Raw genomic sequence first — 2,918 nt, forward strand, 5'->3', positions numbered from 1 at the left:
CGGTCCGCTACCTGCACGGCGGCAACATCTGGGGTTTTTCCTCGCGCGTGCAGAGCTACATCCTGCGGCCCTATCCGCTGCTGTTCGCCGATTTCCCCGCGCACATCGAGTCGCACAACCTGCGCAAGGAAACCCGCGTCGAATGCCTGTTCCCGGTGTACGTCCAGGCCGGGAAACTGCGCGCCCAGGCCATGCTGCTGGACATCAGCCGCAACGGCTGCCGCCTGGCCTGCGACGCCTCCGAGGCCCTGGCGGCCCTGGATGTGGGCGACGGGGTGGAGCTGGAATGCGCCATCTTCGACGCCGTGGACGGGCGGCCCCTGGGCTGCCAGGTGCGCGCGGTCCAGGCCGCCGGAAGCCGCGCGACCCTGGGCCTGGCCTTCACCGCCGTGCCCGAGGACGTGGGCCGCAGCATCGAGGGCTACCTGCGCACGGTGTCCGGCCTGCTCTAGCGCCGCGGGCGCACGCTGCGCCCGCGCCCGCGCCGGATGCGACGCGCCGGGGCCCGGGGATTCCGCCCGCCTGGCCCCGGGCGCTACCCAGGGGCGCGGCCCGAGGCGCCCGGAGCTTCGGCGCGGCGCTCCAGGTCGGCCCGCAGGCGCTCGTAGAGCCCGCGCATGGGCGCGACATCGGGCAGCCCCGCCACCAGCTCGCGCAGCAGCCCGCGCTCCAGCAGCGCCCGCCGCGACAGCTCGAAATTCATGCCATAAGCCCACGACAGCAGCAGCAGGCGGAAGTCGTTGACGCTGCGCATATCCTCGTAGATGCCCGGGCGGCGGGCCAAAAGGCTCTCCAGCAGGGCCGGGGTCCAGGCCAGCGGATCGCGCGACAGGCCCAGGGTGACCACGTCGTTGTCCGCCCCGGGGCGCAGGTGCTCCATGACCACGGGCAGGATGTCCAGCTTGTCGGCGTCGCGCACCACGCGCAGGGCCAGGTCCAGGTCCGGCGGCAGCCCCGGGGGCAGGTCCTTGCGGTTGTGCATGGCCACGCAGGCGCGCACCAGCCGCGCGCGGCCCGGGGCAAGGCCCCGGGGCAGCCCCAGGCGCACCAGGGTCCGCGCACCCAGGATGCCGTGGTTCTCCGAGGCGCGGTCGCTGAAAGTGCCGTAGCGGACAAGCTGCGGGAAGCGGCCCACGTCGTGCAGCAGCGCGGCCACCAGGATGGCCCGGGCCAGGTCCGGCTCGGGGGCCGGGTCCAGGGCGGCGACAAGGGCCGCGGCCTCGTGGAGGACGCGCAGGCTGTGCCCGTATTTCAGGCGCAGGTTGTCAGCCTCGTCCGGGGCCAGCTCGCGGTGCAGGAGCCAGCAGGCGCGCAGGGCATCCAGGTGCGGCGCCAGAAACGGGGGCAGCGCGGTGGCCGGGGGGGAAACCGGAGCGGACACGGCGGGCCTCAGTCCTCGTCCAGGGCCTTGCGGGCGGCCGCGTAGTCCTCGTCGGTCATCCGCCCGGCCCGCCAGCTGGCGTGGAGCTCGCGCCGGGCGGCCGCCCGGCGGCGGCGCTCCCCGATGTGCCCGGTGCCGAACTCCCGGGGGCGCAGGGGGCCGCCGGGGCCGAAAAGCCTGCGCAGCGCCCAGGCCAGCAGGGCGAAGACGGCCAGGATGAACACGATGCGCGCGGCCGAAGCCAGCACCACGCCGCCCGGGCCCGATCCGCCGAAGGGCCAGCCCTCCCAGCCGGTGCGCCCGGCGGCCTGCGCAAGGACAGTCAACGAAAACAGACTGTTCGGCACAGCCCCTCCCTGTGTTTTGACGCTTGGGCGCGCAGGGCGCGCGCCGGGCAGACCCTACCCTTTTCCCCCGGGGCCCACAAGCGCCGGGCCGGTTGCCAAGTCGCCCGGAATTATTTAATGCCTTGGCTTGAATCCAGGCCAATCCAGAAGAACCTTTCCCCGGGGGTGCGCAATGCGTTTTCTCATCGTCGATGACGACTTCGACAGCCGTCGCCTGATGCAGAAAATTCTTTATCCGTTCGGATATTGCGATGTGGCGGTGGACGGGGAGGAGGCCGTGGAGGCCTTCCGCAGCTCCCTGAAGAACCAGGAGCCCTACGACCTCGTCTGCCTGGACATCATCATGCCCAACATGGACGGCCAGCAGGCCCTGCGCGAAATCCGCGAGATCGAGGCCGAGATGGGCGTGCCCGAGGACGGGCGCGTCAAGGCCGTGATGATCTCGGCCCTGGACGACACCAAGGAGCTGCACGACGCGTTCTTCCTGGGCGAGGCCACCTCGTACCTGGTCAAGCCCATCCGCAAGAAGACGCTGCTCAACGAGATCCGCAACCTGGGCCTGCCCCTGGAGGAGACGGACTAGCCCCTGGCGCGCCGTCATCTTCCGGCGTCCGCCCGGCGCCGCCCCGGGGGGTTCGTCCGTGCTTGCTCCCGGAGGCCGAAAGGTATAAGTGCGGCCTTTTGCGTCGGGATGCGGGCCGCGGCACGCCGCCCGCCCGCGACAGCCCCAACCCCACCCGACCCCGCCGCGCGGGGCGCAAGGAGGACGCCGTGATTCCCAAGGATCTGCTGTACGCCAAGTCCCATGAATGGGCGCTCGTCGAGGGCGACGTGGCCACCGTCGGCATCACCCAGTTCGCCCAGGAGCAGCTCGGCGACCTGACCTACGTCGAGCTGCCCGAGGTCGGCGACACCTTCGAGGCCGGCAGCGAGATGGGCAGCGTGGAATCCGTCAAGGCCGCAAGCGAGATCTACGCCCCCGTGTCCGGCGAGATCATCGAGGTCAACGCCGCCCTGGCCGACGCCCCCGAGATCGTCAACCAGGACCCCTACGGCGAAGGCTGGCTGGTGAAGTTCAAGATCGCCGCCGACCCCGAAGACCTGCTTTCCGCCGACGAGTACGAAGAGCTGGTGGCCCAGGACGCCCACTAACCCATTCAGGAGCAAGGCCCCATGCCCTACGTTCCCCA

5 protein-coding genes are annotated in these 2,918 nt (G+C 71.2%); 3 read left to right on the plus strand and 2 right to left on the minus strand.

The genetic code is table 11. The annotated features are described in order from the left end of the window. A partial coding sequence (locus tag M0P34_RS14685) for a PilZ domain-containing protein (RefSeq protein ID WP_291500454.1) occupies positions 1-452 on the plus strand: 452 nt, incomplete at its 5' end. Positions 453-535: 83 nt separating this feature from the next. Here the strand turns inward: M0P34_RS14685 and M0P34_RS14690 are convergent. Then, entirely contained in the window at positions 536-1,381 is an 846-nt protein-coding gene (locus M0P34_RS14690) for an HD domain-containing protein (RefSeq protein ID WP_291500456.1), read from the minus strand. Between the two features lie 8 nt (positions 1,382-1,389). After that, a complete protein-coding gene (locus M0P34_RS14695; protein ID WP_291500458.1) occupies positions 1,390-1,728 on the minus strand; it encodes a hypothetical protein in 339 nt (112 codons plus the stop codon). Between the two features lie 172 nt (positions 1,729-1,900). Here M0P34_RS14695 and M0P34_RS14700 point away from each other — a divergent pair, with 172 nt between their 5' ends. Together M0P34_RS14700 and gcvH are read left to right on the plus strand one after the other, a co-directional pair. Then, complete coding sequence (locus M0P34_RS14700; protein ID WP_291500460.1) at positions 1,901-2,311, plus strand: response regulator; 411 nt, start codon at positions 1,901-1,903, stop codon at positions 2,309-2,311. Positions 2,312-2,499: 188 nt separating this feature from the next. Next, positions 2,500-2,880 (plus strand): glycine cleavage system protein GcvH, encoded by a 381-nt coding sequence (gcvH, locus tag M0P34_RS14705; protein WP_291500462.1) that lies wholly within the window; start codon positions 2,500-2,502, stop codon positions 2,878-2,880. Positions 2,881-2,918 lie beyond the last annotated feature (38 nt).

Source organism: Desulfocurvus sp. (assembly GCF_023230885.1).
Classification (GTDB): domain Bacteria; phylum Desulfobacterota; class Desulfovibrionia; order Desulfovibrionales; family Desulfovibrionaceae; genus Desulfocurvus.